23 protein-coding genes are annotated in these 26,870 nt (G+C 25.2%); 9 read left to right on the forward strand and 14 right to left on the reverse strand.

Annotation, left to right across the window (positions count from 1 at the left end):
- Positions 1-20: 20 nt before the first annotated feature.
- From BLP75_RS04075 to BLP75_RS04095, 5 genes are all read right to left on the reverse strand, one after another.
- Positions 21-386, reverse strand: a complete 366-nt coding sequence (locus BLP75_RS04075) for a biotin/lipoyl-containing protein (RefSeq protein WP_092723174.1) — start codon at positions 384-386, stop codon at positions 21-23.
- 279 nt (positions 387-665) lie between these two features.
- The gene (locus BLP75_RS04080; RefSeq protein WP_092723176.1) at positions 666-953 is read right to left on the reverse strand and encodes an OadG family protein; all 288 of its coding nucleotides are present in this window, start codon (positions 951-953) and stop codon (positions 666-668) included.
- A 15-nt stretch (positions 954-968) separates the two neighbouring features.
- The gene (locus BLP75_RS04085; protein ID WP_092723178.1) at positions 969-2,360 is read right to left on the reverse strand and encodes an oxaloacetate decarboxylase subunit alpha; all 1,392 of its coding nucleotides are present in this window, start codon (positions 2,358-2,360) and stop codon (positions 969-971) included.
- Between the two features lie 459 nt (positions 2,361-2,819).
- On the reverse strand, positions 2,820-5,579 hold the full coding sequence (locus tag BLP75_RS04090; protein WP_170827930.1) for a PAS domain-containing sensor histidine kinase: 2,760 nt from the start codon (positions 5,577-5,579) through the stop codon (positions 2,820-2,822).
- A gap of 259 nt (positions 5,580-5,838) precedes the next feature.
- Entirely contained in the window at positions 5,839-6,459 is a 621-nt protein-coding gene (locus BLP75_RS04095) for a hypothetical protein (RefSeq protein ID WP_092723182.1), read from the reverse strand.
- A gap of 185 nt (positions 6,460-6,644) precedes the next feature.
- On the opposite strand from BLP75_RS04095, the gene BLP75_RS04100 reads away from it, so the two are divergent.
- Positions 6,645-7,229, forward strand: coding sequence for a DUF3793 family protein (locus BLP75_RS04100; protein ID WP_092723184.1), 585 nt, complete (start codon positions 6,645-6,647; stop codon positions 7,227-7,229).
- Between the two features lie 266 nt (positions 7,230-7,495).
- Here BLP75_RS04100 and BLP75_RS04105 read toward each other — a convergent pair whose 3' ends face one another.
- Positions 7,496-9,637: an adenosylcobalamin-dependent ribonucleoside-diphosphate reductase gene (locus BLP75_RS04105; protein WP_092723186.1), complete on the reverse strand. Its 2,142-nt coding sequence runs from the start codon at positions 9,635-9,637 to the stop codon at positions 7,496-7,498.
- 378 nt (positions 9,638-10,015) lie between these two features.
- Between BLP75_RS04105 and cspD the strand changes: the two genes are divergently transcribed.
- Entirely contained in the window at positions 10,016-10,216 is a 201-nt protein-coding gene (cspD, locus tag BLP75_RS04110) for a cold-shock protein CspD (RefSeq protein WP_092723188.1), read from the forward strand.
- 124 nt (positions 10,217-10,340) lie between these two features.
- On the opposite strand, the gene BLP75_RS04115 is transcribed toward cspD, so the two are convergent.
- Positions 10,341-10,778: a hypothetical protein gene (locus BLP75_RS04115; RefSeq protein WP_139149826.1), complete on the reverse strand. Its 438-nt coding sequence runs from the start codon at positions 10,776-10,778 to the stop codon at positions 10,341-10,343.
- Entirely contained in the window at positions 10,759-11,298 is a 540-nt protein-coding gene (locus BLP75_RS04120) for a sigma-70 family RNA polymerase sigma factor (RefSeq protein ID WP_170139151.1), read from the reverse strand. The genes BLP75_RS04115 and BLP75_RS04120 overlap by 20 nt, the downstream gene beginning before the upstream one ends.
- Before the next feature lie 292 nt (positions 11,299-11,590).
- On the opposite strand from BLP75_RS04120, the gene BLP75_RS04125 reads away from it, so the two are divergent.
- Together BLP75_RS04125 and BLP75_RS04130 are read left to right on the forward strand one after the other, a co-directional pair.
- Positions 11,591-12,370, forward strand: coding sequence for a GDSL-type esterase/lipase family protein (locus BLP75_RS04125; RefSeq protein WP_092723194.1), 780 nt, complete (start codon positions 11,591-11,593; stop codon positions 12,368-12,370).
- Between the two features lie 195 nt (positions 12,371-12,565).
- Entirely contained in the window at positions 12,566-14,725 is a 2,160-nt protein-coding gene (locus tag BLP75_RS04130) for a DHHW family protein (protein ID WP_242872386.1), read from the forward strand.
- Positions 14,726-14,810: 85 nt separating this feature from the next.
- On the opposite strand, the gene BLP75_RS04135 is transcribed toward BLP75_RS04130, so the two are convergent.
- The 4 genes from BLP75_RS04135 to BLP75_RS18075 form a co-directional block, all read right to left on the reverse strand.
- Positions 14,811-15,794 carry a hypothetical protein gene (locus BLP75_RS04135; protein ID WP_092723198.1) on the reverse strand — a complete coding sequence of 328 codons (984 nt, stop codon included), beginning with the start codon at positions 15,792-15,794 and terminating at the stop codon, positions 14,811-14,813.
- 157 nt (positions 15,795-15,951) lie between these two features.
- On the reverse strand, positions 15,952-17,229 hold the full coding sequence (locus BLP75_RS04140; RefSeq protein WP_092723200.1) for a VanW family protein: 1,278 nt from the start codon (positions 17,227-17,229) through the stop codon (positions 15,952-15,954).
- A 94-nt stretch (positions 17,230-17,323) separates the two neighbouring features.
- On the reverse strand, positions 17,324-17,956 hold the full coding sequence (locus BLP75_RS04145; RefSeq protein ID WP_092723203.1) for an endonuclease/exonuclease/phosphatase family protein: 633 nt from the start codon (positions 17,954-17,956) through the stop codon (positions 17,324-17,326).
- A 149-nt stretch (positions 17,957-18,105) separates the two neighbouring features.
- Positions 18,106-18,267: a hypothetical protein gene (locus BLP75_RS18075; protein ID WP_092723205.1), complete on the reverse strand. Its 162-nt coding sequence runs from the start codon at positions 18,265-18,267 to the stop codon at positions 18,106-18,108.
- A gap of 621 nt (positions 18,268-18,888) precedes the next feature.
- On the opposite strand from BLP75_RS18075, the gene BLP75_RS04155 reads away from it, so the two are divergent.
- The 5 genes from BLP75_RS04155 to BLP75_RS04175 all read left to right on the forward strand — a co-directional run bounded on the left by BLP75_RS04155 (position 18,889) and on the right by BLP75_RS04175 (position 23,598).
- The gene (locus BLP75_RS04155) at positions 18,889-19,140 is read left to right on the forward strand and encodes a TM1266 family iron-only hydrogenase system putative regulator (RefSeq protein ID WP_092723207.1); all 252 of its coding nucleotides are present in this window, start codon (positions 18,889-18,891) and stop codon (positions 19,138-19,140) included.
- Positions 19,141-19,151: 11 nt separating this feature from the next.
- Positions 19,152-20,354, forward strand: coding sequence for a [FeFe] hydrogenase H-cluster maturation GTPase HydF (gene hydF, locus BLP75_RS04160; protein WP_092723209.1), 1,203 nt, complete (start codon positions 19,152-19,154; stop codon positions 20,352-20,354).
- Positions 20,351-21,457: a [FeFe] hydrogenase H-cluster radical SAM maturase HydE gene (hydE, locus tag BLP75_RS04165; RefSeq protein WP_092723210.1), complete on the forward strand. Its 1,107-nt coding sequence runs from the start codon at positions 20,351-20,353 to the stop codon at positions 21,455-21,457. The genes hydF and hydE overlap by 4 nt, the downstream gene beginning before the upstream one ends.
- Positions 21,448-22,824: a [FeFe] hydrogenase H-cluster radical SAM maturase HydG gene (hydG, locus tag BLP75_RS04170; RefSeq protein WP_092723212.1), complete on the forward strand. Its 1,377-nt coding sequence runs from the start codon at positions 21,448-21,450 to the stop codon at positions 22,822-22,824. Before hydE ends, hydG begins: the two co-directional genes overlap by 10 nt.
- Positions 22,825-23,055: 231 nt before the next feature.
- The gene (locus tag BLP75_RS04175) at positions 23,056-23,598 is read left to right on the forward strand and encodes a hypothetical protein (protein WP_092723214.1); all 543 of its coding nucleotides are present in this window, start codon (positions 23,056-23,058) and stop codon (positions 23,596-23,598) included.
- 53 nt (positions 23,599-23,651) lie between these two features.
- Here the strand turns inward: BLP75_RS04175 and BLP75_RS04180 are convergent, their stop codons facing one another.
- A complete protein-coding gene (locus BLP75_RS04180) occupies positions 23,652-25,553 on the reverse strand; it encodes a molybdopterin biosynthesis protein (protein ID WP_092723216.1) in 1,902 nt (633 codons plus the stop codon).
- Positions 25,554-25,632: 79 nt separating this feature from the next.
- The gene (locus tag BLP75_RS04185; RefSeq protein ID WP_092723218.1) at positions 25,633-26,853 is read right to left on the reverse strand and encodes a molybdopterin molybdotransferase MoeA; all 1,221 of its coding nucleotides are present in this window, start codon (positions 26,851-26,853) and stop codon (positions 25,633-25,635) included.
- Positions 26,854-26,870 lie beyond the last annotated feature (17 nt).

Consider the following 26,870-nt stretch of genomic DNA (forward strand, 5'->3'; position numbering starts at 1 on the left):
TAAACTCCCCCAAAAATTAATTAAGCTATTTCTAGTAAATTATCACCTAGACTTACATTTTGTCCTTTATCCACATTTACAGTTTCTACTTTTCCATCTACTGGAGCTACAATTTCATTTTCCATTTTCATCGCTTCAAGAACAGCTACCACCTGACCTTTTTTTACAGATTGACCAGGTTTTACTAATACATTTACTATTGTTCCTGGCATAGGAGCTGTTATACTTTCTCCAGTTGAGTTAGCATTTGGTTTAGTCACTGTTTTTTGTATTTGTGGTTGTGCTTTTGGCTCTACTTTATTGTCATTTACGCCTTCTATAACTTCTTCTATCTCTACTTCATATACTTTCCCGTTTAATGTTATATGATATTTTTTAGCATTCATCTTTCAAATCTCCTTTATATTTATATTGTTTTATCTAAGTTATAAATTTTATTTAAATTTAATTTTTTTTATATAATTACAATCGTATCTTATATTTTTAACTTAGTAATATATATTTAGTGGATATATCATATTTTCACTACGTTAAGTATACGTTAAATTTTACCCACTATCTTTATACTACTTAATATTAAAATTTATGAATATAAATTAGAATTTCTTTATCACAATATATAATTATTTTCATATAATAGTTATAATTTCTTAAATTATATAAATTTATTTAATCCTTGTAATACTCTTTATACGAAGGTTTGGATTAATATTTCCTTGCCCTGCCATTATTGATGCTGCCAGTGCTACTACTACTTTTTCTTCTTCATCTTCTTCATCTGTTAATGCAAGTTCTTTATGATGGTCTTCTTTGTTTAAAGGTTTAACTTTATCTTTAAATAAGCTTTTAAAAGAACCCAGTATAACTGATATTAAGAATAAAGTTATGAAAACCATTCCCATGCTGATTACTGTAACATAAAGCCCTTGCATTATACTTATTTTTCCAGTCATATTATCACCTACTTTCTACATAGTTACTGTTATATATATAACTTCATCTTCTTTTTCTTCTTTTTTTATAGAATATTTTTCTTCTAAAAACTTAGGGGCTACTTGTGGGAATAAAGCATACATTAGTACCTCTTCATCACATCTAGCTAATTCACTAGCTTCTTCTTTTATTGCTTCAAATTCAGGTTTTATTAAATCTGCAGGCCTAACAGTTATTACGTCTTCATCTCCTATGATTTTCTTTCTTATTTCTTCACTAATTGGAGCTGGAGATTTACCATAATTACCTCTTACATAATCTTTTATTTCCTTAGGTATTAATTTATATCTTTCACCACTTAATACATTAAACAATGATTGTGTCCCAACCATTTGACTCATCGGAGTAACCAACGGTGGATATCCTAAATCAGCTCTAACTCTTGGAACTTCTTTTAAAACTTCTTCATATTTATCAACTGCGTTTTGTTGTTTTAGTTGTGATAATAAATTAGAAAGCATTCCCCCTGGAACCTGATACTTTAAAGTTTGAGGATCTGTTAATAAAACTTTAGGATTTAATATTCCATCATTCATATATTTATCTCTTATCGGCTTAAAGTATTCTGCAACTTTTAAAAGCTTTTCCATGTTAAGTCCTGGGTTTCTATCCATTTCAGAAAATGTAACAGCTAATGACTCTGTTGGAGGTTGTGAAGTTCCTCCACTAAATGGTGATATTGCAGTATCAATTATATCTACTCCAGCCTCTACAGCCTTCATATATATCATGTCAGCTATACCACTAGTACAATGAGTATGTAATTCTATCGGTAGATTAGTTATTTCTTTTATTTTTTTCACTAAATCATATGCATTATATGGAGTTAAAACGCCTGCCATATCTTTTATACATATAGAATCAGCGCCCATACTCTCCATTGTTTTAATTAAATCTAAATAATATTTTGTAGTATGAACTTCACTTGTAGTGTAAGATATTGCACATTGACAATGACCATTATATTTTTTAATGGCCTTCATTGAAGCTTCTAAGTTCCTTACATCATTTAATGCATCAAATACCCTTATAATATCTATGCCATTTTTTAATGATAATTCTACAAATTTATCTACTGTATCGTCAGCATAATTTCTATAACCAAGTAAATTTTGACCTCTTAAAAGCATTTGTAGTTTTGTTTTTTTAACATGTTTTCTTATAAGTCTCAATCTTTCCCAAGGATCTTCGTTTAGAAAACGTATGCACGCGTCAAATGTTGCTCCACCCCAAACTTCTAATGCATGATATCCTACGTCATCCATAGTCTCAAGTATAGGTATTATTTCATCTGTTTTTAACCTTGTTGCAATTAAAGATTGATGCCCATCTCTTAATGCAGTTTCTGTTATTTTTAATTTACTCATTCAAATACCACACCCCTTTTTTATTTATTTCGACAATATATTAATATTGACTTATCCATATAATTTTTTTTATATTTAGCAGTAAATATCTCTTTTCCCATGTTATTATTAATATTTTAAGTTATTTATTTAATACTTATGCTAATTTAGCCTAAATAATTAATCTCTTTTATTTATTTTTATTTATTTTTATTTATTTAATTTGTTCTATATTCTTTTAAAATATCCTTCTACAAACTATAGCAAATTTTTTATTTTATAATTTTTTATTACTAATTTTTCTTATTTTATATACAGACATATTGGAACTACTTCAATACATCATTTATGTATTAATTTTATATTTTATTATTTTTTGTTATTTTTTACAAAAAACTAATTTATTATATTAAAATAAAAAAAGTTTTTAATAATTTAATTATAAAACCATTAAAAACTTTACTATTTAAACCAAAATATTTACTTGTAAATATCAAAAAACTCTATTTTAAATTTTTCAATGTTTCCCCCATATTCAATGATGTCCTCATCATCCTCAATAACCTCTTTTATTGGAAATTCTACTATAATTTTAGTTCCTTTATTTACTTCACTCTTTAAGTCTATGCTTCCATCTTGAATTTCAACTAAAGATTTAGATAAATACAGCCCTATTCCACTACCAAATTCATTATTTATATTACCATTTTCTATTTGTTTAAACTTTTCAAAAATATCCATTAACTTATCTTCTTCTATGCCCACTCCACTATCTTTTATAGTTATTTGTACTTTATCTTCTAGCTTGTAAATACTTACAAATATTTCTCCTCCACTTGGTGTGAATTTTATTGCATTTGATAATACATTAAGAACAATTCTTTCTATAGCTTCAGGATCTAATCCAACTAATAAGCATTCTTCGTTTGTATCAAAAACTAAATTTATGCCTCTTGATTTTGCATATGAATTAATTGATAATACTATCTCCTCTATTAAGTAAATAATATCAAAGTTAACTTTATTTATTTTATAAATTTCTGATTTAACTTGAGATATATTAATTATATTGTCAATTAATCTCATCAACCTAAACATGTTTTGTTTTACTATTTTAACATGAGAATTAATTTCTTCATTTTGATCTTTTATTTTATTGCTATTATATAGTGTTTCTACTAATTGAGTTGAACTATATATATTATTTAATGGTGTCTTTAATTCATGGGATATATTTGCATAAAACTCCATTTTCATCTTGTCATATTCTCTTTGTTTTCTCAATATCTCTTTCATTCTCTCTGCTTCTCTTTTTTCACCTAAATCTTTAACTATTCTAAGCCTGTGCTTTAAATTATCTAAAATCCAAATTTTAGAATAAAATTTTACTTCTTTTATATCTTTATTTTCATTTACAATATAAATTGTTTTGTTTTTGTTTCCTGATTGTAAATTGTATAAATGTTTTGTTTCTAGTCTATCCCTATATTTTTGAACCCAAATTCCATCACTGTCATTCTCTATTGAAAAAATTTCTTTAAATTTTTGATTTGCATAAATTATTTCTCCACTGCCTAAAGCCTCTACAATTATCCCATCAGGTATATTGTTTAATATTTTATGATATAGCTGATTTTGTTTATTTATTTGTTGATAAATATTAATTTCCTTACTTTTATCTATAAAGGTTAACAATTTTAATTCTTCTGAACCTTCATTGTAATTATTTATATGAACTTCTAGGTTGTGTTCCTTTTGTTGTTTATCTTTCATAGTACAATTCATAATAAAGCTACAATTACTATTTTCATGTATAAAATTAATTTGTTCTTCATGAGATAAGTTTACTTTTTTGTAATTTTTATTATCATAAATGTTTATGTCAAACATATCATAGTATTTTACTAATTCTATTCCATTTATATCTCTTGAATTGTATCCAAAAAATTCTTCAAAAGCTTTATTTATACTCTGCAAGTTAGCTTCTTTTACATTTTCTTTTACATTTCTTATCATTATAGGGCACGGAATACTCTCTACTATACTTTCATATTCTTCTCTTTTATCTTTTAACTCTTTTTCCATATGTAATTCACTAGTAACATCTATAAAACTTATTAAATAGGTAAAATCAGTATCATTGTTAGTTATATTCAATAAATATTGCTTGTTGCCTACAGGCAATACTGTCTCCAACATATTTTTATTTACATCTATATTATTTAGTCTATTAATTATACTATCATTTTCTAGTATACATTTAATATGTTTGAAATTATTTATATTATTATCAAATACCTCCATACATTTATTATTTCTATAAATTATATTAAATTCATAATCAGTAATCATCCATGCACTAGGAACAGTATCTAATGCTTGTTCTAATAATGCTTGCCTTTCAATTATAAATTCCTTAATCTTATTTTGAATTGTTACATCTTTACTAATAATAGTATTTAACTTTTTTAATCTTTGTGAACTAGAATTTAACTTTATATTTTTTAATTCTAGTTCAAAATATGGATTTTTTATTATATTTTTTATTATATAATTGTATCCATAATAGGTATGATTAAGTAATATAATCATAACTATATATCCTAGATTTTCTTTAATTTCATTTTTATTTATAAATACAATAGCTAGTACAATAATATTTAAAACAAAATTAATACAAGATAAATTTTTTATCATATCTTTATATTTTATTTGCTTATTTCTGTATATAAACAAAGTCACAATATTTATACATATATTTATAAATATAATACTTTTATTAACAGGCGCTATTCCTATAAAAAAATATAATGTTAAGATAGAAATTATAATAATAGTATATATAACTACTGTAGTTTTAATTACTTTACTATTTTTGTTAAGTATATAAATTAAGTTAGATAAATTCATTATAGTTAATGTTATATTAAATGGGATAAATTTATAATCTATATCATAAACAGAGCCAACGCCCGATAAAACTATAATAGCTAAACTACTTATTTTCAAAATTTTAAGTAAAGTATTTTGCTCTTCACCTTCATCATCATATGATACAGTATATAAAAATATCCAAAGCAAAGTAGTTCTTAATAAATTAATTGTTTTACAGTAATAATATTTATTTAAAATTGCAATAACTATAAAAATTAAGTTTAGAAAAAGTATTACTTTATATTCTTTAATAAACATTTTAATTCTTAGCAATTTATCTTTATTACTAATTACTTTTGTATCCATATTTTTCCCCACTTTTTTCATTTAGTTATACATATAATATCAAATTATTCCCAAAAAATTTGTCATTTTATAGTGTTAAAAATAAATAATTTACATATATAATTTAATTTTAATTGTTAAAAAAGCTTAAAAAATATACTAATTGTATATTTTTTAAGCTTAAATTTTATAATATTTATAAATTTTTTATCTGATTAATCAATTTTAATTGTATACACATAACTAAATTAAATTATCTAATTTAATATTTACTAAAATTTTATTTAACTTTTTCATTTGTATTGTTATTTACATTTATACCTAATTTTTTATTCATTTCATCAATCATTTTTGTAAATTCACTTTTAGTCTCATCTTTAATTTTAATACTTTCATCAACTACTTTTATATACTCTTCTTGTGTTTTTGACACTGCATCTTTTGGAATTTCATCTAATCTTTTTAATTTTTCATCTATATTAGCTATAGTTTTCTCACCTTCCGCTATTAAGCCCTCATTCATTTTTTTAAGATCAGCGTCATCTGTTTTCATATCATTTTTTAATGAATCTACATATGCTTGTGTTTTTTCTTTACTTGTTTTATAAGCCATTTTTACATTTTCTAAATATTTTTCATTTCCTGGATATTCATTAGTAGTATAATATTCTGTTACTTTTTCTGGAGTTAAATACATTTCATAATCTTTAAGCCCAGTCTCGTAATCTCCATAGATTTTAGAATATTTATTTACATATTCTTTATCTACAACTTTAGTTTCTTCTGTAGTAGGCGTTTCTACTTTTTTCTCTTCAACAGTTTTAGTTTTGCTAGTACACCCTGTTACACCAAGTATTAATGCTAATGATAGTCCTGTAGTCGCGATTTTTTTAAAATTCATAATTACCCTCCTATGTTTGTATGTATTTTATGTGTATACATAAAATAAATTAAGTAAGTTACTATATTATTATCTGTATAATTTAAAATTTTATTAGTTTTTTTAATTTCTTTATTGATATTAATTATCATTCGTATTATAATATTATTAATATCAATAATCATTTTCAATAAGGAGTTGTCATTATGAAATGCTATGCATGCGAAAATAAATTAAATTCATCATATATAAAGTGGTTACTAGAATTATTAGGTCCAGTTCTTATGGGATCTAAACCTTGTGAAATACTATCTATACCTACATTTGATAATAATAAAGAGTATAAATTAACTGAAATAAAAAAACACTTTAAGCTTTGTTCAAAAATCAAATTTATAATAATTGATAAACAAGAAAAAGGATTAAAAATTTTATTTATTAACAAAGTATCTTTAAATAAGCAATTAAGTAATATTAAAATAAAAAACTTTTTAAAATATCTAGATTATCCAAATCCAAATGATTTAGATGACTGTTTAAATCACTTAATAAAAAAATTATATTCAGATGAATTTCCTGATGAAATAGGTATATTTTTAGGATACCCACTTAAAGATGTAGTTGGATTTATGGGGTATGGAAACTACGAATTTCAAACAACTAAATATTGGAAAGTTTATGGAGACCCTAGACCCTCAGAAGATTTATATTCTAAATTTTTAAGTCATCGAGAAAATATTAGAAATTTATTAAATAACCATAGTGCAAAATTTATACTTTCTAACTTTTAATAAGCCTATTCACCCTTAAAATAAATAAAAAAGATATTTACAACTATTGTATTTGTGTAAATATCTTTTTTAGATTTTATGAAATTATCTATTATAGCGAATAATTTGCCCTGCTATAAAATTTTCACATATGTCTTTAATTATTCCTGACATAACGTGTCACCCCACTTTTAATACTAATAGCAAATCATATACATATTTCTACATAATCACCATAAAATCCTTTTTTATGTTAATTTTTTTTAATATTATTTGTTTTGAATTATTTAATTACATTTACTATATCCACATTGTAGACATATACCACATCCACCAGTTGGAATTATAGACTCATTTCCACATTCAGGGCATACAAAATTTTCAACTTCATTTTCTTCAGTAGTTATAGCTAATTCGCTTTCTACATTTTTTTCTTCATACATATTTTCCTTTTTAGTGTTTTGAGGCTTTTCATTTAAAAGGATCCCACCTCTTTGGCATCCATCTCTATATATAGTTATTCCTTTTAAATTATTTTTCCATACATTCATATATATTTCATATACATCTTCTACAGTTGATTCATATGGTATATTTATTGTAGAAGAAATAGAAGCATCAATATGCTTTTGCCATGCTTGTTGCATTTTTATTCTTTCTTCTGCTTTTAGATTCATTGCGGTTACAAAAATATCAGATAACTCTTCTTCACTATCTATACTATTTATATCCATGTACTCTTTTACAATCGGAGTATAAACTTTATAGTACACATCTTCATTGTGTAAACTTTCTGTCTTTCTTATATATGATAGATTAAATATTGGCTCTATTCCACCACTTATACCTAGCATAGTGGATATAGAACCAGTTGGTGGTATTGTTAGTAATTGTGAATTTCTAAGACCATATTTTTTGACTAAAATAGATGTGTCTTCATCAATATTTTCTTTAAAAAATCTTGAATTCATTACAGCATCTTCATTGTACATTTCATATGCTCCATGACTTTTAGCTAACAATGCAGATTGTTTAACTGCTTCATTTAACATTATTCTGGATAACTTTTCACAAAGTTTTATAGATTTTTCACTACCATATCTTATATTTAATTTTATAAGCATGTCAGCTATTCCCATAACTCCCAATCCAATTTGTCTGTACTTAGATACAGTTTCTTTTTGAATATCTAATGGATGTAATGGTAATCCTTCTTCCAATACTTCATTTAATCCATTAACACAATCAGATACACATGCTTTAAACTTTTTAATATCAAAAATAGCATTTTCTGTGAATGATTCTACTATAAACTCAGCTAAATTTATAGAACCCAGTAAGCAACTTCCACCTGCTGGAAGTGGTTCTTCTGCACATGGATTTACTCCTGCATATTTAAAGTTTTTATCTTCACTTAATAAATGATTTTTTTCTATATTATCCCAAAATAATATACCAGGCTCTGCGAAATCCCAATTATTTTTTATAAGCTTCATAAATAACTTATAAGCATCTACTTTTTTAATTATAGTTTCTTTAGTTTCTTGTATCTCAAATTTACATTCATATGTTTTTTTATGTTCAACAGCTTTCATAAAATCATCATTGATTCTTACTGAAACATTTGCTTTTGTTACCTTATCTAAGTCTGTCTTTATATCTATAAAATCTTCTATATCTGGATGATTTACATCCATAGATATCATTAAAGCCCCACGTCTTCCTCTTTGTCCAATAAGGCCTGTAGTCATTGAGTAAAGATCCATAAACGAAACAGATCCTGTTGTAGTTTTTGCTGAATTGTGTACTTTAGAACCTCTAGGTCTTAAATTAGATATGTCAATTCCAACTCCTCCACCGTAACTAAATGTTCTTGCAAGATACTTTGCAGTATCAAATATTGATTCTATATTATCATTAGGTGGCTGTAAAACATAACAGTTTGAATAGGTTACCTTAATTCCATCATTAGGTAATCCTCTATTAGCCAATATCCTTCCTGCAAATAAAAACTTTCTTTCTCTTATTAACTTTTCTATTTTTTTGTTTCCACCTGAAACTCTTACTAACCATTCATTAAAGTTCTCATGGTTATATTGGTATTTATTGTTCCAAATTGATTTTTGTAACTGGTCCATTTGCCATTTTGATTTTCTTATATCTGATCTTTTTTCTCTATATAATATATATTTTTTAGCAACATCTTTTCTATTTGATTCCATAAGTAATAATTCTACATTATCTTGAATTTCTTCTACACTTATATCTTCATTTGAAGATAATACTTTTTCTTCTATTTTTATAGCTATATTTTTTGCTAATTTTTCATCTATTCCATACTTGCTATTTATTGTTGACTTATATATAGCATTTATTATCTTATTTTTATCAAAATTTTCTTTAGTTCCATCCCTTTTTATTATTTTCATAAAAGTTCTACGCTCCCATTCTTTATCTTTTAATACTATTTTTTTATACCCATTTTTAATTTTTTAACACAATATATCGAACATTTTTCTATATCTCTACTATATATTGTGTTTTCATAAAGTATTTATTCAAAATAAAAATCTCTCATTTTAAAAGTATATTTATACTTTTTAGAGACATTTTTTATCTTTAAACATTAAAATTTTTACTTTAAAGTACTCCTTAGAATTGTATTTTTACTAAATTTTGAAAAAATTTTAATTTTTTTCATTTATTATTAACTTAATACTTGATTTTATTTTTTATATAAGCTATACTTAGAGAACAGGCTTAAGTAATAAGCTTGCATTTTTTTTAATATATGGAGGTTTTTTCTCATGAAAAACGGAATAGTAAAATGGTTTAACAGCGAAAAAGGATTTGGATTCATATCTGTAGAAGGTGGAGATGACGTATTCGTACATTTCTCAGCTATACAAGGTGACGGATTCAAAACTTTAGAAGAAGGACAAGAAGTTAGCTTCGAAATAGTTGAAGGAAACAGAGGTCCTCAAGCTGCAAATGTAAATAGAATATAATTATTATTTTTAATATTAATATATATATTTTTATTTCAAAAAAAGAAGCTTCAAAGCTTCTTTTTTTGTTGTTTTATTAAATTCATAATTTCATTTACATCTAATTCATATTTAAATCTAACACTTAATCTAAGTTATCTATATTATATTTAGGAGCCTTTTTAAATTTAAGTTCTCCATTTTCATCTACTATAGCTTTTGGTACTATTTTATCTATACCTAGTTTTGATGTTATTTCATCTACTTTTAACACTTTATTTAAATCTTTTAATATAATTTGTACAGGATAAAATTTATGAACTAATTCAGGACTATATATTAAAAAAGAAATTGAAATCAAAATAATAATTCCAGCTACCTTTTTATTTTTTCTTCTCTTAACCTTTTTTTCTTCTTCTATATCTGCCTGAGCTTGATCTATTGATTCTTTTACCCATAAGTTCATATCTCTTGATGCCTTTATATTTTCTATTTTATTTTTATCTATATAAAAATCATCCATATATCTATCAATTTCTCTTATACTTATATTGTTGTCTTTATTATTCTTTTTTGTAATCAATATCATCAACCTCATTTAACAATTTTTTCATATCTAGTATTCCTTTTTTCAAATTAAATTTTATCTCATCAATAGTGATGTCTAGTATACTTGATATTTCATCTAATTTTAATCTTTCTATATATCTTAATATTATTACATCTTTATATTTATTTTCTAATTCATCTATTGCATTATATAAATATATTTTAGTTTCTACTTTCTCTCCAATTATAAGTTCTTTTATATAAGATTTTTTACTATGCTCTAAATCTATCATACCGTGTTTACATAAAAAATTATTACATTCATTTATAAGAATTTTAGTTATCCATCTTTTAAAATACTTAGGTTCATTTAATGTATGAATATTTTTATACGCATTATAAATTGTCTCTTGAATAATATCTTTTACATCTTCTTCATATTTACACCTTATATACGCTTCTCTATACAATCTATCAGAATACTTTTCTATTAAATTTTCAAATGCCTGCCTATCGCCATTAATTGCTCTTTTTACTGTTACTATATCTTCCATTATTTCTCCCTTACTATATTTGATTTCGTTTTTAACATAATATGGATTATTTTTATTAGTATTTATTTCAATATAATATTTTAACATATTTAACCCTATAAAACCTATCAATTAAAAATTTATAGTTCTTAATTTTATATTTACAAAATAAATATTATTTGATTCTTATTTTATTCATTGAGTTTAAGGTTTAAATATTGTAACCTTTATTTTTTGTTATTAATCATTATAGATATGTTGTCCTAATATAATATATAGTCATAAATAATTTATTTTAAAGGGGTGTTGTTAAATGAAAAAAGGTTCGAAAAACTTCTTAATAACATTTTCTATGATTTGTGTAATATTTGTACCAGCTATTGCTACATACTCCTTTGCTACTAAGTCTTCAACAAAGGAAATTAAATTAAAAGAAACAAAAGAAATTAATAAAAATGTAGCTATGATAAACGATCTTAATAAAAGGGATTTGTCTGAAATAGAAAAACAGATTAATAAAATTCAAATTTCCTATTATGGTATAGATAAAGATTTTCACAAAATAGATTATAATAATATATTCAAAAAATGTGTTATTATGGGAGATTCTCAAGTGGAGGGATTAGCAGTTTATAATTTTTTAAACTCTAATTCTATAATTGCAAAAAAAGGTTCAAATTTAGTAAATTCAAAGTCTAACTGCCAAATATTAAAAGATATAAAACCTTCAAAAGTTTTTATGTTATATGGTCTAAATGATATGATTATTTATAAAGATAATGTGAATGAGTTTATTAAAAATTATAAATCTTTAGTAATAGAAGTTAAAAAATCACTGCCTAAATCTGAAATTTTTATAAATTCTATACTTCCTGTTCAAGAACAGGTAAAAGATAAAAATCCAATTTATAAAAATATAAATAAATATAATAAAGAATTAAAAAAAATGTGTTCAGAATTAAATATAACTTTTATTGATACATCTAATCTATTTCTTAATAATGATGAATTACATGAAAAAGACGGTATTCATTTAAAACCATTGTTTTACCCTGCATGGTTAGAACAATTAAAAAAACAAGCTAATTTATAATTAATTATTTCAAATTAAAAATCAATAGAAAAAGAGGTTTTTTATATGAATTTTACTAATATATATTTTATTTTTATATTTTTACCTATAACATTAATCTTATATTATATATTTCCAAAAAAATTCAAAAACTTGATTTTACTTATATCCAGTTTATTATTTTATTCTTTTGGAAAACCAATCTATATTTTGTTAATGTTATTTACAACAGTATTTAATTATTATATGGCAATTTTTATAGATAAAAATAAGGAAAATAAACCAATAAGAAAAAAATTTTTTATATTTACTATAATAGTTAACGTATCTATACTATTATCATTTAAGCTATACGCATTTTTAGTACATGATATATCTAGTTTATTACGCTTTGATATAACTTCAATAAGCGCATATATACCTTTAGGTATATCATTTTATACACTTTTATCAATTTCTTACATAATTGATATTTATAGAGGTAACGTTAAAGTTCAAAAAGATTTCATCTCAGTAGCACTTTATATTTCATTACTTCCTATACTAATATTTGGACCTATCGTAAAATATAAAGATATAGAGTACCAATTATTTAATAGAAATGAAAGTGTAAGTAAACTTGGTAAAGGGATCGAACTATTTTTAATCGGTCTCGCTAAGAAAGTATTAATCGCAGATAATTTAGGCATAATTTGGAACAATATTCTTAATATAGATATCTCAAATTTATCAGTTGTTACTTCATGGATTGGTATAGCTGCCGTGTCATTACATATTTATTTTAACATTAGTGGTTATTCTGATATGGCCATTGGTATTAGCAAAATGTTTGGTTTTGAAATAACTCCAAACTTTAATTATCCTTATATGTCTAAAAGTGTCTGTGGCTTTTTTAGAAGATGGTTTATATCTTTAGGAAACTGGTTTAAAGATTATATATACATCCCTCTTGGTGGAAACAAAGTATCTTCAAAGAAACAATATTTAAATATATTATTAGTATGGGTTCTAGTAGGTATTTGGGCTGGTTCTAGTTTGAACTATTTATTTTTTTCAATATATTTTGCGACTATTATATTATTAGAAAAGACATTTTTGAAAAATAAATTAAAAACACTTCCAAGCTTTATTTGCCATCTATATACTTTTGTACTTGTTTCAATTGGATGGATGTTGTTTAGTATGAATAATTTATCCTCTTGTTTTAATTACATTAGAGTAATGTTATTTATGTCTGGTAATTCTATTTTCGATAATTCTTCTTTGTATTACACTTACACTAACTTTATTTTAATAATTATATCAATTGTTTTATGTACTCCTTTTATTAGTAAAAAGTTCTATAAGTTAAAACTTAATGGATATGGTTTGCCAACTTTCATGAATATCTTAATATTTTTAATTTCTTTATCTTATTTAGTTAGTAGTATTCCAGCAGATTCTAGTTTCTTAGGAAAAGAAATTTTTATAAAAGTTAAATCCAGTATTGATTTAATAGCTTTTAATAAAGATAATAATGATGTTTTTTTAGGCAAAGATGGCTATCTTATCGAAAATTTTGTGCCTAATAATAATCATGAAATAAATAAAACTGTTGAATCAATAGATAAATTTTCTATTAAAAATAAAAACCTAAATACCTATTTGGCGATAATACCAAACTCAGTTAGTATTTTAGAAAACAAGTTGCCTAATTATGCTCCAGTTAAAAATCAAAAATCTTATATTGATGAATTTACAAAAAAATTAAATAATAACATAAAATATATTAATACATTTGACACTCTTAAAAAAGTATCTGATAAGTATATTTATTATAAAACTGATAAACACTGGACTTCTTTGGGCGCATACACTACTTTCTTAAAGCTTCAAGAAGATATGTTATTAAGTTCTGATACTTATTATGATGTAAAAAAAATTAGTAATAACTTTACAGGTAATTTATGCTCTCAAAGTGGATTTACTAGCAATAACTCTGATGATATAAGTGTTTATTTACCTTCAAATACAAATATAGATTTTGTGGTTAATTACGATAATAAAGTAAAAAAATCAACGATTTATAATACTAGTAAACTTGATTCTCAAGATAAATATTCAGTATTTTTAAATGGCGATCATCCTATAGTCGAAATTAATACAACCACTAATACACCTAGACAATTACTTTTAATTAAAGATTCTTATGCAAATTCAATGGTACCTTATCTTCTTGACTCTTATAGTAAAATTATAATTATAGATCCAAAATATTATTCTAATGACTTATATGGTTTAATTAATGACAACAAATTTACAGATGTTCTGTTTTTATACAATGCAAATACATTTTTTAAAGATACAAGTTTAGTAAATTTGCTAAATTCTAAGTAATACAACAAAAGCAAGGAGTTTATAAATTATTATCTCCTTGCTTGTTTACATTTTTAAATATTTCTTTCTAACTATGCATACCAATTTAATTCTTTACTTTATTTTTATCTAAACATTTTTCTGGTTCAATATATATTACTTTCCACTCTCCATTTTTATCTTTTTTATAATCAGCAATTTTTAGATCTACTCCATTTGTTAGTTGATAAAAAAGTACATAATATTCATTATTGTTTTTGTCTTTAAAATATGCTTTTTTCTCATATCCATCTTCTTCTATTTTAATCTCTGAATCAATTAAAGAACACCAATCACCATATTCTATCTCTAAAAAAGATTTAGCATCATATGACCATCCATGATATGGCGCACATAAATAATTTTCATCATTATAAACCATATCTTTTATTTTATATATATCCCCTAAATTTTCTAAATGTATATATCCATAGTAATATGCAAATAGTCCCTTCTTCTCTTTTGACCCTTCAATCACTTCTATCTCTACAAAATATTTAATATCATTTGGATTATTTTTATCCCCTGGAACCCTATTTAACTTCACTAAATTAATATGTAATTTATTTTCAAATGACTTAACATATTTGTTATAGTCCATTTTTTTTCTATATTCATCAGTTAAAAAATTATATGCAACTGGATAAGGTCCTTTAGCATCACCCATAGTACCACACCCTGTGTTGGTATTATATAATGGATTTGCAGCTTCTCTTAAAACACTAAAATAATTTATAATTGTATCTTCTGGAGTTTTTAACATGTTCTTATCAATTTTAACTTCATTTGGCTTATTTCCATACATTTCATATAGTGATTTTTCAATTCTATCATTTATTATTTTGGAACTAGATGGTCTAAAAAATCGTTCTAAACTATAATAATCTTCTTGGTTATCTACTTCCTTATCATTTTCCATACAAAACTCTTTTATGTATTTCCCACCCATAATTACAGTATCTGTACTTGATTGCTTCTTGTCAAAGTACAAACTTATACATATAACACCTAATATAGCAGTGCATATTAACCTTTTCTTATTTTTTAGCATAGCCTCTCACCCTTCATTATAAAACTTATTCTCTTAATCATTATATTGAACAGGTTATCTTTATATAATAAAAAGTTTTATTATGAGTCAATTTAAGTGATTTTTTATAATAAAAAACTCCAGTAAGTCTAATTTAGCTTACTAGAGTTTTTATTAATTATTTCTTAGGTTTTTTGTATACACTTCTATCCACGTATTCTTTCTTTATAACCTTTCCGTTAGAATCTTTATATATTCTATATGTATCTGCTGCGTCTCGTCCATTTATTTTAAATGTTTTTACATATATATCTAAATTAGGTTTATCTCCTGCATTTCCATATATACTAGACGTTACAGTTCCATTTCCAACTGTAGTTTTTACAAATACAGGATGTGAATAAGGGTTTTTAAATTTAAAATCTGTTCCCCCGTCATTTACCATAGCATCTCTTCCTAGTGGTGCATAACTTGATGCTAATGAATGATTAGTTATTGATACTAGCTCCATTCCTGAACTTAAAACAGAGTTATATAGTGTTGTCGATACCTGACAAACACCTCCGCCTAAAGCATCTTGAAGTCCTCCATTTATGATAACAGGAGCTCCTTTATACCCATTAGATCTATTTCTATCTCCTGTCAAATTATTATATGAATAAACCTCTCCTGGCATTAATAATACATTACTACTTTTATACGCTGCAGTTCTTATATTATGAACTCTTCCAGACAATCCAGTCGAAAACTTAGTTGTATATTGACCTAGTAGTGCATTTACACTTTGAGCATCTTTAGTCGTTACTTTAGGTTGTTTTAGGTTAACTTTAAGATCTATATCTCCATACTTCTTTTCTTTTATACTTTTTATAATATTTTCTTTAGTTGATGCTATGTCTAATTCTTTCCCTACTTTAGATGGTGTTACACCTATACCACCAGACACATATACTGTTGCATCTACCATTTCTACATTTATAGCCTTTGATACAGCTTGTATTTTTTCACTAAGCTTAGCTTCATCATATGATGCTTTTAACTCTATGATTTTATCATTAGTTTTAAGTCCAAAATATCGTTTTACATTTTCAAAATAACTATCAGTTTTAGTGTAATTATAAGCTTCCTCTATAGTTTCTTTTACGTTGTATTTTAAATTTATATCCTCTGGAGATATTTCATGATTAGTATTTTCATATATTAAATACATACTTTTTGGCTGTTTTTTATTACCTACTACTTCTAGTGCTTCATCTTTTGTCAAGTTTGATACATCTATGTTATCTATAAATATATGCTTTGCAATTTTATCATTATAAAGATGATTTGTATTGAAATGATTAATAATAATTCCTAAAAAAATAACTGCTGATATACAACCTATTACCATATTTCTTTTTTTATTTTCTTTTAGGCTCTCTAGCCTACCTTTTTTCTTTTGTGTACTTTTACTCATTACCCCCACCTCATTTTTAAGACTATCTAAATTATATGAGATTAAATTTTTTTAAACAACATTTATGTCATATATGTAACCATATTGTTACATTTTAGCAAAATATACCTATGACTGGATAGTGATCAGAGTAATATATTTTCTCTACATTATAATTTTCTATAATGATATTATAATCTGAAAATATATAATCTATCCTAGCGTTTGATTTTTCAAATGTGCATAAATTATTATTCTTTGTAATCACCGCTGCATCAGAAAATGTATTTATATTAATATTTTTTTCATTAAAATCACCGCATATTATATTTTTACCGACTATAGTCTGTTTGTAATCTAATATTTCACTTATTTGTATTTTTCTTTCTTCTTGATCTAACCCAAGATGAGTGTTTATAATATTAAATTTTCCCTGTTTCGAAAATACGTTTGTATATAAAAAGCCTCGTTGTTCTTTTTTACTAGTTAAAAAAACATGAGTATGATATTGTATTTCATTTTTTGCAAATGTACATATACCATACATCAAACTTGGTTTATTCACATTCATAGCAAATACACCATCCATCTTTAAATCTAACTTTAATTTTGCAAATTGAGGATACAAAACCTCTTGCAAGCAAATAACATCACAATCTAATTCCTTTAAATATTTACTTATCTTATTTAATGTAATTTTATCATTTCCATCCATACCTTTATGAATATTATAAGTTACCATCTTCATAGTTTTATCTCCTATTAATATACCCTAAATTTATATTATCTAAATCTTAATACTTACTTTTAGTTGTATAATATAAAAAACCTAGCTTAGTTATAAATCTCCCCTACCAAGCTAGGTTTTTTTCTAATAGTTTTATATATTAACATTTCTTAATGCTTAATTTCTTTTTTTATTCGAGTAAGTTTACCTTGATTTACAACAAATACAAACCCTAATTTTTCATAGATTTCATTTAACTCCATTAAAGTTACTTCTCCATTTTTTAAATTTGCTAAAGTTATTTCTTGTACCTTTCTTGTTGAAATCATCATTAGTTACCACTCCTTTTTGAATTTGTTATACTCTATTATATTTTACCTTTATTTAAAATATTACTATTTTATATTTATTAACCATACAATTCCGAACAATTTTTCCGACTGTTTTATTATATAACAAACAATTGTTCGCATCAATATAAAATTTTATTTTTATAGCATCTTTTGTATTTTTTTATATTTTTTTGTATTTATTTCGTAATGATTTTTTAATATGTTTAACTTAAGATGAAATTTTTAACTCTTTTATATTTTATGAATTAAATAATTTTTTATTACTTTTATATTTATATAAAAACTTTCCAAAAACAAAATTTAAATATAGACTTATATAATTTTTAGTACTATTATTTAATTAACTTCAATCTTCTTTAGATTTTTAAAATACTCTCTTTAGTTGATTGATATTAAAATTTAACAAACTACCCTACCAGAAAAGAGTTTATCTAATCTGAAAGGAATTGTTTATAAATAACACTCTTATTTGTGTGCAAATATTAACTTTTCCTTAAAATTTATATAGGAAAAGTTTTTTTATTTATAAAATTTAGCCTGGGTTAGTTGTTAGTTATTATATGTAAATAATTTTGCGTATGTTATTGAAAAGGAGGTATTATGAAAAAAGTAGCTGTTATAAGTGCTATATTAGAAGAACCTGATAAATCCCAACATGAATTTAATGAAATTGTTTCAAATTTCAAAGGTATTATAAAAGGAAGAATGGGCATCCCTTGTGAAGAAGAGGGAGTATCTATAATCTGTATAGTAGTTTTAGCCGAAATGAACACTATAAATAGCTTAACAGGTAAATTAGGAAATATTGATAATGTATTAGTAAAAACTAGTATTTCAAAAAAAGAACTTTAGGGGGTGAAAATATGAGTCTTAACTCCTCTCCTCAAGGTGTTAGGGTACATATTGGATTGTTTGGCAAAAGAAATGCTGGTAAATCAAGCATAATAAATGCCATATCCAATCAAGAAATTTCTATTGTATCTGATGTTGCTGGAACTACTACAGACCCTGTGTTTAGACCTATGGAAATTTTACCAATTGGACCTTGTGTATTAATAGATACTGCTGGTCTTGATGATATAGGTAATTTAGGTGAACTTAGAGTAAATAAAAGTTTGGATGTATTATCTAAAACTGACATTGCTCTTTTAGTTGTAGATAGTTTAGTAGGACTTAGTGAAGACGACTTTGCTTTAATCAAAACATTCAAATCAAAAAATATACCTCATATCTTAGTCTTAAATAAAATTGATTCTTTAAATGATAAATCTGTAAATTTAAAACATGAATATATAACATGTCCTGTAGTATTTTTATCTGCTAAAAATAAAACTGGAATAGAAATATTAAAAAAAGAAATTATAAATATTTTGCCTAAAGGCCTAAATGAGTTCAAATTAGTTAGTGATTTAATAAACCCAAATGAATTTATTTTATTAGTTATTCCAATAGATAAAGCTGCTCCAAAAGGTAGACTTATTTTACCTCAACAACAGGTTATAAGAGATGTTTTAGACTCTGGATGTAATGCAATTATTACTAAAGAAGATAATTTAAACGAAACTTTATCTAATCTTAAGTCAAAACCAAAATTAGTTATAACAGATTCTCAAGTATTTAAAAAAGTTAGTGAAAGTATACCTAATGATATACCACTTACATCTTTCTCTATATTATTTGCTAGAGCTAAAGGTGATTTAAAAGCATTAATAGATGGATGTTCTGCTATTAATAATTTAAAAGATGGTGATAAAATTCTTATCGCAGAAGGGTGTACTCATCATAGGCAAGATGATGATATAGGTACTTTTAAAATTCCTAATATGCTAAAAACTAAAACCAATAAAAATCTATTCTTTGATTTTACATCTGGTGTTTCTTTTAGTAATAATTTATCTGATTATTCACTTGTAGTTCATTGTGGGGCTTGTATGATGAACAGAAATGCAATGTTAAGTAGAATTCAATCTTGTAGAGAGTTAGATGTCCCTATTGTAAATTACGGAGTTCTTATGGCTTATGCTAATAATATATTAGACAGAACTCTAGAGCCTTTTAATGTATGACTAAATATAATATAAAAAATCTAATAGATAAATTATACAAAGAAAACTTTCTAAAATACGATGAGCTACTTTACTTATTTGAAAATATTGATAATGACTTAGATTATAAATTAAAAGAAAATAATATTAGCAACAGGAATTATCTATATAAATTAGCCTGTCATACTCGTGATAAATATTATGATAAAAAAATTTTTTTAAGAGGACTTATTGAAATTAGTAATTTTTGTAAAAATGATTGTTACTATTGCGGCATAAGATGCTCCAATAAAAACATAGATAGATATAGACTTACTAAATCTGAAATCCTAGAGTGTTGTGACATTGGTTATAAAATAGGATATAAGACATTTGTTTTGCAAGGAGGAGAAGACTTATACTTTGATGATAAAAAAATGTGTGACATAATATCTTCGATAAAAAGTAAGTATCCAGATTGTGCCATAACCCTATCTTTAGGAGAAAAATCTTACGAAACATATAATAAATATTTTTTATGTGGTGCTGATAGGTATTTATTAAGACATGAAACGTCCAGTTCAGATCATTACAATAAGCTTCATCCATCTAACCTTAAATTATCAAATAGAAAAAAGTGTCTTAATGATTTAAAAAAAATAGGTTTTCAAATTGGAGCAGGATTTATGGTAGATTCTCCATTTCAAAGCAATCCAGACCTAATGAATGACCTTCTTTATTTAAAAAAATTAAATCCTCATATGGTTGGTATTGGTCCTTTTATTCCTCATAAAGATACCATCTTTAAAAATTGCAAGCCTGGTAATCTTGAAAAAACATTATTATTATTAGCTTTAGCCAGATTGCTACTTCCGTCAGTTTTGCTCCCTGCAACTACTGCTCTTGCTTCTATTGATTCTAATGGACGTAATTTGGGACTACTTGCTGGTTGTAATGTTATTATGCCAAACCTTTCTCCTTATGAGTTTAGAAGTAAATATTCTCTTTACGATAATAAATTGTCTACCGGCTTAGAAGCATTTGAATATAATAAAAAATTAGAAGAAAATATTAGTAATCTTAATTTAAAAATAGAGTATTCTCGTGGTGATAATATAAATTGGAGGCGTGTTAAATGTTTATAAATCATGAACTTATAAATGAATTACTGGAAAATGCTAAAAATTCTACAGAAAGTGATATAGATAAAGTTCTTTTTAAAGCTTCAAGTAGAGAAAATTTGACTTATAGTGATATAGCTACTCTACTTCAGATAAATGATGATATTCAATTAAAAAAACTATTTAAAATAGCTGGAGAAATAAAAAATAGTATTTACGGTAACCGAGTTGTTTTATTTGCACCTTTATATATATCTAACTATTGCGTAAATGATTGTGTTTATTGTGGCTACCAAAGATGTAATAAGTTTGAAAGAAGAAAGCTAACTCAAGATGAAATTAGAGAAGAAGTTAAAATTTTAGAAAAAATGGGACATAAAAGACTTGCACTTGAGGCAGGAGAAGACCCTAACAACTGTCCTATTGAATATATATTAGAATCACTTGATACAATTTATTCTACTTATAACCAAAATGGTAATATAAGAAGAGTGAACGTTAATATAGCTGCTACAACAGTGAATAATTATAAAAAATTAAAAGAAAAAGGGATAGGTACATATATTTTATTCCAAGAAACTTATAATAAACCTACATTTATAAAAATGCATGGTAAATCTATAAAAAATGACTACGATTATCATCTAACAGCATTTGATAGAGCTATGGAAGCCGGTATTGATGATGTAGGAGCTGGAGTACTATTTGGACTTTCTGATCCTAAATTTGAGGTATTAGCTCTTATGATGCACAATGATCATCTTGAAAATAAATTTGGAGTAGGTTTTCATACTATATCCTTCCCTAGATTAAAAAAAGCTGAAGGTATGGAACTAAATGATTTCCCTCATATAGTTGATGACGATACATTCAAAAAGATAGTTGCTATAACTCGATTAGCTGTACCTTTTACAGGTATAATTATGTCCACTCGAGAATCAGCATCTATGAGAAATGAACTATTAAAATACGGTGTTTCTCAAATTAGTGCGGGGTCTATAACAGGTGTTGGAGGATATAAAGAGTGTGAAGACGGCAAGAATGTAGATCAATTTACATTAGATGACCATAGAACACCTATTCAAGTTCTTAAAGAGCTTATTAATGATGAATATATTCCTAGTTACTGTACAGCATGTTATAGAATGGGAAGAACTGGTGATAGATTTATGAGTTTAGCTAAAAGCGGTGAAATTCATAACGTTTGTACTCCTAATGCCCTTACTACATTGAAGGAATTTTTATTAGACTACGGAGATGATGAACTTCAAACTATGGGAGAAAAATTAATTCAAAAAGAACTTTCTAAAATTAAAAGGGATGATGTAAGGGAAATTGTATATAATAACATCAATTCATTAAATGAAGGTAAAAGAGATTTATATTTATAGATTTTTTTCATGTTAATTCTTCGTTAACTATGACTTTCAAAGAACATAATTTTTTAAATTTTCATATCTTATATAAAGATAATTGATTTTTATAATATAAGTTTGTTATATATTGAAGAAATTTATTAGTATTTGTAAGATTATAACTTTTACCTTTTATTGTATATTAGTCCTAATGATAGTACTATTATCTTATAAGGGAATGTTGTATATGTTAGGGGAGGATGAGAATTGAAAACTACAGTTAGTAAAACTATTCCTTTCAAAAAAAGGGATGAAGATAAGAAAAATTCTAAATATAATTTTGACATTAACAAAAACAGTGGATCATCTAAAGTTATTCGTTACCCAAAATACAAAAAAAAGAAAGATAAGGGAGTTAAAATAATAAAAAATAATAAGTTTTTTGTTATAGTCCTTGGGCTGATAATGTTTTTCTCTTTACTTTCCTTTATTGATAATAATTTACTGAAAGACAAGTATGGTCCTAATGGAAAACCTTTAAAATCTCATTCTAGAGCTTCTTCTAGTTTATTAGTTTCTGAAACTGAGTTTTCTCAGTTCTCAGATAAAACAGAATCATCAGTGAGGAGTGCCTTAAAATTAAGTGGTGAACATTCAGTAAAAACAAAAACAATGCATAAAAACGGAAATTACATTTATTCTCAAGGTGATGTATCACTAAATAAGGATAATATTATCTATTTTGATGCTATATTTGAAAACAAGCAATTAAAGTCCTTACTTATAGATGGAAAAGAATATTTAAAATAAATACACTATAAAAGAGGTAGCTCTATTTTTATTAATAGAGCTACCTTTTTATTTTAATTATAACTTTTTTCATATTTTAAAACTTCACCACATTGACTCAAGTCATATCCACCAAGACTATTTATTTTTTGCTTAAATGGATTAGAATTTATTACATCTAACATTTTTTTTATAGAATCATCTTGTAAATTTTTAGTTTTTACAAGTATACCATATTCATGTTCACATATAGGTATAAAATCTAAGCCAAAAGCTTTTGATACTGAGTATATTCCTATAGCACAATCTGCATCATCATTTTGTATCGTTTTAGCAACTGACATATTAGTAGACTCTTCTCTCTTATATCCGTTTATACTGCTTTTTTTAATATTTTTACTATCTATAAAATTATCAAGTAATATTCTTGATGCTGATCCTTTTTGTCTGTTTACTATCCTATACTTTACTAACTCATCTAGGCTTTCAATTTTTAGTGGATTCCCTTTTTTAACAATTATCCCCTGAGTTCTTTTAGCTAACTTTATTATAGATATATCTTCGTCTATAAAATATTTGCTATAATCCTCATCCTCTAATTTAAACAAATGTGCTGGAGATATATTACATTCATCATTTTTGAGAGCTAATATACCTTGTTCACTTCCTACATATATTGAGTTTAGCTTGAACTGTCCCAAAGAATTTTTAGTTAATTCTGAGCTTATCAAGTCTACAATTAAATCATGGCTACCTATAGCAAGTATTGTTTTATTAATTTCATCTATATCTTTTAATAATTCTACTTTTACGCTACTTCCTTGTGCTATTCCTTCTATATTTTGAGATACTCTTATTACACCATCTGCATTAACTAGGCTAGTTATTGTTCCAGCTCCTTGTTTTATAGGCATGGCTATATACTCACCATTTACTTTACCTAACTTTACTCTTATAAACTCCTCATATTTTAAAGAGCTCATTATTCGTTTTCCAAGTTTTGCTGCTATATACTTATTATTAGAACACTTCTTGTATGTAAGTTTATTTATTGTAGGTCTTACTATATTTTCCATTACCACCCATGCGGATACAGGATACCCTGGTATTCCTATTATAGGTTTATTTCTTGCATATCCTAATATAGCAGGCTTTCCTGGTTTTATAGCTAGTCCATGTATCAACACTTTTCCTATTTCTGCTATTATATCATGGGTATAATCTTCTCTTCCTTGAGAAGATCCTGCACTTATTAACACCATATCACATTCATCTAGAGCATTTAGAACACTTTTTTTTATCTGATTATAATTATCCTTAACTATAGGATATATTACAGGTATAGCTCCATATCCTACTATTAGACCTTCAAATAGCTTTGAGTTAGATTCTATTATATCTCCTACTTTAGGTGTTTCTTCTTTAGTTATAAGTTCTGTTCCTGTAGGTATTATGCCTACTTTAAAACCTTTAAATACTTTTACATTTTGTACTCTTGCACTAATCATAGCTCCTATATCTTGAGGTCTTATTTTATGAAAGCTAGGAATTATCATTTCTTGCTCTACTATGTCTTCTCCTATACATCTAATATGCTGCCACGGTATAGCAGGCTTATATATTTTTGCAGTTTTATTTTCTTTTGATAATACATCTTCAATCATTATTACTGCATCAAAATCCTTAGGTATTGGATCTCCAGTATCAACTTCTATATAATCAATATTTTCCTTTAAAGTAATTATATTTTGTTCATTTGCCATGAAAGTAGACTTTGCTTTAACTGCAATTCCATCCATTGCAGAGCAATTATAAAAAGGTGATGATAAGTTTGAATAAACAGGTTCACAAGTTACCTTGTTTAAACAATCATTAACATCTATAAATTCACCTTCTAGTTTTTTTAAATCTTTAATTTCATTTAAATACTGATCTAATCCATCTTCAAGAGGTATATTCATTAAATATTTTCCCATACAAAAATCTCCCTATTAAATAGTAATTAGTTGTATGTTTTTATTTAAAACATACAACTTTTTTATAATGTATTAATTTTTAAAATAAATAAACTTTAACTAAATCACCTTTATTTACACCCTCTAATTCTCTATTTATCCTTATATATCCATCACATTTAGCAAACTGTTTAATCGTGCTTGATTTTGAAAATATCGGCATACATATAACCTTATTATTTTCATTTTTTATATTTACAGCTAAAACTTCTTCTCTACCCTTTGATTTATGATAATTATACTCAAACTCACAAATTATATATTTATCTTCTTTACACTCAAACAATGAATTTATATAAGGCTTAATCAATGATTCAACTACAAAAGCACATGATAAAGGATGACCTGGAAGGCCTACCACTAATTTGTTTTCTACACTTGATATAATAGTTGGTTTCCCAGGCTTTAAAGCTATTCCTTCAACAAATACCTTGCTATTTTTAAAACTTTCTATAGCCTTTAATGTTTCATCTTTTTTTCCTACAGAACTCCCACCTGATATAAGTACAATATCACATTCATTTATAGCTTGTTTCATTAAATTAATAATATCTTCTAAATTATCTTTTACTGGTGGATAAATTTTAGGATTTAAGTTCATCTTTTTAAATTGGCCATATAAAATATATGCGTTTATATCTTTAATCTTCGCATCATTTATCTCTTCATTTATGTTAAGAATTTCATCCCCTGTCGATATAATTCCAACTACTAAGTCTTTATATACTAAAACGTCTTTTATATTGGCTCCCGCTAATACGCCTAAGTCTCTTTCATTTATTAAATGACCTTTTTTATAAAGGATTTCATCTTCTTTTATATCTTCTCCTACTTCAACAATATTTTCATTAAATAAAGTATTTTTTTGTACATATACTTCTTTATCATTTAATTTATCACAATACTCCATCATAATAACACCATGAGCATTTAATGGTATCATTGCTCCAGTAGGAACATATACACATTCATCTTCATCTAAATCAAATTTACAGACTTGACCCATTTGACTTTCTCCTAGTAGTTTTAACTTTGTAGGATTTGATGTGCTTGCTGATATAACATCTTCAAAACGAACTGCATATCCATCTACCGTTGATTTTCTAAAATGTGGCACATTAATATCTGAAACTATATCCTTTGCTAAATATCTATTAAAACTGTCTACTAAGTTAACACTCTCGACTTTTAAATCCTGAATAAATGTACTTTTTATTATACTTAAAGCATCTTCAACATTTACTACATCAAAAAGTTTCATAAATTTCCTCCTAATTA

This window comes from Romboutsia lituseburensis DSM 797, assembly GCF_900103615.1.
GTDB classification, from domain to species: Bacteria; Bacillota; Clostridia; order Peptostreptococcales; family Peptostreptococcaceae; genus Romboutsia_F; species Romboutsia_F lituseburensis.

What these genes read in the sequence shown, in the direction of transcription:
- BLP75_RS04120 (WP_170139151.1), bottom strand. Translation starts at nt 11,298, where the DNA reads ATGGAAGATATAGTAACAGTAAAAAGAGCAATTAATGGCGATAGGCAG.
- BLP75_RS04130 (WP_242872386.1), top strand. Translation starts at nt 12,566, where the DNA reads ATGTTATTTACAACAGTATTTAATTATTATATGGCAATTTTTATAGAT.
- BLP75_RS04100 (WP_092723184.1), top strand. Translation starts at nt 6,645, where the DNA reads ATGAAATGCTATGCATGCGAAAATAAATTAAATTCATCATATATAAAG.
- BLP75_RS04105 (WP_092723186.1), bottom strand. Translation starts at nt 9,637, where the DNA reads ATGAAAATAATAAAAAGGGATGGAACTAAAGAAAATTTTGATAAAAAT.
- BLP75_RS04185 (WP_092723218.1), bottom strand. Translation starts at nt 26,853, where the DNA reads ATGAAACTTTTTGATGTAGTAAATGTTGAAGATGCTTTAAGTATAATA.
- BLP75_RS04080 (WP_092723176.1), bottom strand. Translation starts at nt 953, where the DNA reads ATGACTGGAAAAATAAGTATAATGCAAGGGCTTTATGTTACAGTAATC.
- hydG (WP_092723212.1), top strand. Translation starts at nt 21,448, where the DNA reads ATGTTTATAAATCATGAACTTATAAATGAATTACTGGAAAATGCTAAA.
- BLP75_RS04085 (WP_092723178.1), bottom strand. Translation starts at nt 2,360, where the DNA reads ATGAGTAAATTAAAAATAACAGAAACTGCATTAAGAGATGGGCATCAA.
- BLP75_RS04090 (WP_170827930.1), bottom strand. Translation starts at nt 5,579, where the DNA reads ATGGATACAAAAGTAATTAGTAATAAAGATAAATTGCTAAGAATTAAA.
- BLP75_RS04140 (WP_092723200.1), bottom strand. Translation starts at nt 17,229, where the DNA reads ATGAGTAAAAGTACACAAAAGAAAAAAGGTAGGCTAGAGAGCCTAAAA.
- BLP75_RS04095 (WP_092723182.1), bottom strand. Translation starts at nt 6,459, where the DNA reads ATGAATTTTAAAAAAATCGCGACTACAGGACTATCATTAGCATTAATA.
- BLP75_RS04075 (WP_092723174.1), bottom strand. Translation starts at nt 386, where the DNA reads ATGAATGCTAAAAAATATCATATAACATTAAACGGGAAAGTATATGAA.
- hydF (WP_092723209.1), top strand. Translation starts at nt 19,152, where the DNA reads ATGAGTCTTAACTCCTCTCCTCAAGGTGTTAGGGTACATATTGGATTG.
- BLP75_RS04145 (WP_092723203.1), bottom strand. Translation starts at nt 17,956, where the DNA reads ATGAAGATGGTAACTTATAATATTCATAAAGGTATGGATGGAAATGAT.
- BLP75_RS04155 (WP_092723207.1), top strand. Translation starts at nt 18,889, where the DNA reads ATGAAAAAAGTAGCTGTTATAAGTGCTATATTAGAAGAACCTGATAAA.
- BLP75_RS04180 (WP_092723216.1), bottom strand. Translation starts at nt 25,553, where the DNA reads ATGGGAAAATATTTAATGAATATACCTCTTGAAGATGGATTAGATCAG.
- hydE (WP_092723210.1), top strand. Translation starts at nt 20,351, where the DNA reads ATGACTAAATATAATATAAAAAATCTAATAGATAAATTATACAAAGAA.
- BLP75_RS04125 (WP_092723194.1), top strand. Translation starts at nt 11,591, where the DNA reads ATGAAAAAAGGTTCGAAAAACTTCTTAATAACATTTTCTATGATTTGT.
- BLP75_RS04135 (WP_092723198.1), bottom strand. Translation starts at nt 15,794, where the DNA reads ATGCTAAAAAATAAGAAAAGGTTAATATGCACTGCTATATTAGGTGTT.
- BLP75_RS18075 (WP_092723205.1), bottom strand. Translation starts at nt 18,267, where the DNA reads ATGATGATTTCAACAAGAAAGGTACAAGAAATAACTTTAGCAAATTTA.
- cspD (WP_092723188.1), top strand. Translation starts at nt 10,016, where the DNA reads ATGAAAAACGGAATAGTAAAATGGTTTAACAGCGAAAAAGGATTTGGA.